The sequence below is a fragment of the Pseudomonas sp. K5002 genome (assembly GCF_013386655.1).
Lineage (GTDB): Bacteria > Pseudomonadota > Gammaproteobacteria > Pseudomonadales > Pseudomonadaceae > Aquipseudomonas.
The window spans coordinates 1-3,376 of sequence record NZ_JACARK010000941.1; the positions used below are offsets into that span (position 1 = coordinate 1).

Here is a 3,376-nt window from a genome sequence, read left to right on the forward strand (position 1 = left end):
CGTGCGCATCGTCACGCCAAGCAGCCGCCTGGCCATGCCGGAAATCAGCATCGGCCTGTACCCGGACGTGGGCGCCAGTTGGTTCCTGTCTCGCCTGCCCGGCAAGTTGGGGTTGTTCCTCGGCCTGACCGGCGCCCATATGAATGGCCGCGACGCCCTGGACCTGGGCCTGGCCGACCGCTTCCTGCTGGATGAACAACAAGACGAACTGCTTGAAGGCCTGCTGCAACTGAACTGGCAGGAACAGACCGACATGCAGCTCAACAGCCTGCTCAAGGCCCTGGCCCAGGAAGCCACCGGCCAGTGGCCCGAAGCCCAATGGCTGCCGCGCCGTGGGCAGATCGACGAGTGGCTGGACGTGGGGGATGTGCGCTGTGCGTGGCGAGCCTTGAGCCAGTTACGCGATCACACCGACCCGCTGCTCCGCCGCGCAGGCAAGACCCTGAACGAAGGCTGCCCGCTGACCGCGCACCTGGTGTGGGAACAGATCCAGCGAGCGCGGCACCTGTCCCTGGCCCAGGTGTTCCAGATGGAATACACCTTGAGCCTGAACTGCTGCCGTCACCCGGAATTCAGCGAAGGTGTGCGGGCGCGGTTGATCGACAAGGACCAGCAGCCACACTGGCACTGGCAGGACATCAACTTGATCCCCGAGGCCGTGGTGCAGGCGCACTTCCACAAGGTCTGGGAAGGGCGGCATCCGCTGGCGGACCTGTCTGACTATTGAGCGCCCGCCGGCGCTTTTTTGCCCTCGAACGTGAAGGCACAATTATCGGGTTGGTGGTCGTCGCACTGGAAAATCTGTTGCCCGAAAGCATCGGTGCCCGGTACCCAATGCGTGGTATCTACCAGCGACATCGCCCCCCCGGCTTGGGCCGTGCCGTACCTCAGGGTGACTGTCTTACCCCTCAGGGTTTTATAAATGCACTTTTCCAGATAGCCATGCTTGCGCTCGTCCTGCTCGCTTGGAGTAAAAAGCGCGCCGACAAAGGTTTCCACGAATTCCCCGCCGCTCATTGCCTGGCTTATCCATGGCGAGTCGCTGTCAGTTCCCTGAAAGTGACCGTCAACGTACCGTACAGCACTCGGGTAAGGACAGGATTGCGCTGCTGCCAACGTACTGACGCCAAGAAAAGCAAAAAATAACAGGTAGAGCGGGCTGACGTTCATGTCATGGGTTCCATCAGTCGATGCTGGAAGCGATACGCCAAACAGGCGACTGCTCCCAATTAACTACAGGCGTAACCCACAGGATAGCTGTCAAATATGACAGTACCGACCAACGGTAAACAAAAACGGCGCCTGAGCGCCGTTTTTCCAATTATTCCTATCAGCGATGACCGCCGCCACGGCCTCCACCCTGACCACCACCCTGGCCATGTCCGCCACCATTACCCCAGTGACTGTTGCCCCAACCCTGGTTTGGGTAAGGCCGATAACCCGCGCGCGGCCCCGCAGGATAATAGCGCGGCGCCGGCTGGTAATAACGCGGCGACGGGTAATAACGCTGCGGTGGCGGGTAGTAACCCTGGCGGTAATGGTAATACGGGCCGCCGCCGTAGTAATACGCCGGCGCGGGCGCCGTGTAGACCTCGGAACCGTAGTAGGCCTGGCCGCCACCGTAATAAGGCGCGCACGCAGAAAGGGTCAAGCCGAGCAAAGCGATGAGAAGCAGTCGACGATACATGGCGGCCTCCTGGACCGCGGAAGAGCACACCCAGCGACGCTGGGGGGCGGCAAACAGCTTTCACTGCCTGACGAAATATCTGACATCAAAAACGGAATCTGGTGCGATTTAGACATAGATTGATACATCTGCCGGTCGCCTCATTGCAGTGCAACCCCGCACCACCACAATGCATATTCCCTGCACGTTTCTCCCTCCTCCTCGCGCCAACCCACGCCATTACTGCGCCCGTGCCACTTGGCACGACTCTCGCTTTACCTCTCCCGTGCAGGAGTCATCACAGGTTCGCGGCACCACAATTTGCAATGGCTGACTAGGGTTCCGGCTCGCTAAGGCGAGTGGCTGGTCCGAGAGTCGGCGACCTCCAGTTGAGGTTACACGGCGGGATAAAAGCCCGGGAGACAAGCCACCGTTCACGGTGCCGCGTTGCTCCTGCTCGCCCTTGATCAACTGGAGAAGCATCCATGCCCTCGATACGTTTACCCGCCCTGCTCGCCGCCGCCTTCGCCGCCGTGGTGAGTTTTTCCGCCCAAGCCGCCCCCAAAGACCATTTCAGCGTGTGCTGGACGATCTATGCCGGCTGGATGCCGTGGGAATACGCCGGCAGCCAAGGCATCCTCGACAAGTGGGCCAAGAAGTACGGCATCAAGATCGACATGGTGCAGCTCAATGACTACGTCGAATCCATCAACCAGTACACCGCCGGCCAGTTCGACGGCTGCACCATGACCAACATGGACGCCCTGACCATTCCCGCCGCCGGCGGCGTGGACAGCACCGCGCTGGTGGTCAGCGACTTCTCCAATGGCAACGATGGCGTGGTCATCAAAGGTGAAGGCAAGACCGTCGCCGACCTTAAGGGCATGAACGTCAACCTGGTGGAACTCTCGGTGTCCCACTATCTGCTGGCCCGCGCCCTGGAGTCGGCCAACCTCAGCGAAAAAGACCTGAAAGTGGTCAACACCTCCGACGCCGACATCGCCGCCGCCTTCAACACCGACCAGGTCAAGGCCGTCACCACCTGGAACCCGATGCTCTCGGAGATCAAGGCCAAGCCCGGTGTCACCGAAGTGTTCGACTCCAGCAAAGTGCCCGGCGAAATCATGGACATGATGGTGGTCAACACCCAGACCCTCAAGGACAACCCCAAGCTGGGCAAAGCGTTGACCGGCGCCTGGTTTGAAGTGGTGGCGCTGATGAACGCGAAAAACGCCGCCAGCACCGACGCCCTGGAGCACATGGCCAAGGCCTCCGGCACCGACCTCAAGGGCTTCCAGTCGCAACTGGACACCACCAAGCTGTTCGCCACGCCCAAGGAAGCCCTGGCCTTCGCCACCAGCGCGCAGTTGCCCGCCACCATGGGCAAAGTCGCCGAGTTCTCGTTTAAACACGGCCTGCTGGGTGAAAGTGCCAAGGACACCAACGCCGTGGGCATGAGCTTCGCCAATGGCGTGACCCGCGGCGACACCGCCAACCTCAAGCTGCATTTCGACCCCAGCTACGTACAGATGGCCGCCGACGGCACGCTGTAAGAGGACCCGGCCATGCGCCTGATCAACCGTCACCCGGAACGCTCCAGTCGCCTGCTGTTGGTGCTGCTGCCCTTCGCCCTGCTGCTGTTCGCCTACTTCGTGGGCTCGGCCGAGCGCCTGGCAGACAACCCCAACGACAAGCTGCTGCCCAGCGCCG

4 protein-coding genes, 1 pseudogene and 1 riboswitch are annotated in these 3,376 nt (G+C 61.3%); of the genes and pseudogenes, 3 read left to right on the top strand and 2 right to left on the bottom strand.

Going from position 1 to position 3,376, the window contains the following annotated elements; all coding sequences use genetic code 11:
• Positions 1 to 727, top strand: a 727-nt coding sequence (locus tag HX846_RS31340; RefSeq protein WP_178966882.1) for an enoyl-CoA hydratase/isomerase family protein, incomplete at its 5' end; no start/stop codon positions are given.
• Here the strand turns inward: HX846_RS31340 and HX846_RS31345 are convergent.
• Both HX846_RS31345 and HX846_RS31350 read right to left on the bottom strand, forming a co-directional pair.
• Positions 721 to 1,170 (bottom strand): DUF3757 domain-containing protein, encoded by a 450-nt coding sequence (locus HX846_RS31345; protein WP_178966883.1) that lies wholly within the window; start codon positions 1,168 to 1,170, stop codon positions 721 to 723. The two genes, HX846_RS31340 and HX846_RS31345, sit on opposite strands and share 7 nt — an antisense overlap.
• Positions 1,171 to 1,330: 160 nt before the next feature.
• Entirely contained in the window at positions 1,331 to 1,687 is a 357-nt protein-coding gene (locus HX846_RS31350) for a hypothetical protein (protein WP_003212026.1), read from the bottom strand.
• Positions 1,688 to 1,989: 302 nt separating this feature from the next.
• Positions 1,990 to 2,090: riboswitch (guanidine-I (ykkC/yxkD leader) on the top strand.
• A 61-nt stretch (positions 2,091 to 2,151) separates the two neighbouring features.
• Between HX846_RS31350 and HX846_RS31355 the strand changes: the two genes are divergently transcribed.
• A complete protein-coding gene (locus HX846_RS31355) occupies positions 2,152 to 3,219 on the top strand; it encodes a putative urea ABC transporter substrate-binding protein (RefSeq protein WP_178966884.1) in 1,068 nt (355 codons plus the stop codon).
• A gap of 12 nt (positions 3,220 to 3,231) precedes the next feature.
• A pseudogene (locus tag HX846_RS31360) lies at positions 3,232 to 3,376 on the top strand (ABC transporter permease); the annotation flags it as partial.

Coding starts and splice junctions, on each gene's coding strand:
- HX846_RS31345 (WP_178966883.1), bottom strand. CDS start 1,170: ATGAACGTCAGCCCGCTCTACCTGTTATTTTTTGCTTTTCTTGGCGTC.
- HX846_RS31350 (WP_003212026.1), bottom strand. CDS start 1,687: ATGTATCGTCGACTGCTTCTCATCGCTTTGCTCGGCTTGACCCTTTCT.
- HX846_RS31355 (WP_178966884.1), top strand. CDS start 2,152: ATGCCCTCGATACGTTTACCCGCCCTGCTCGCCGCCGCCTTCGCCGCC.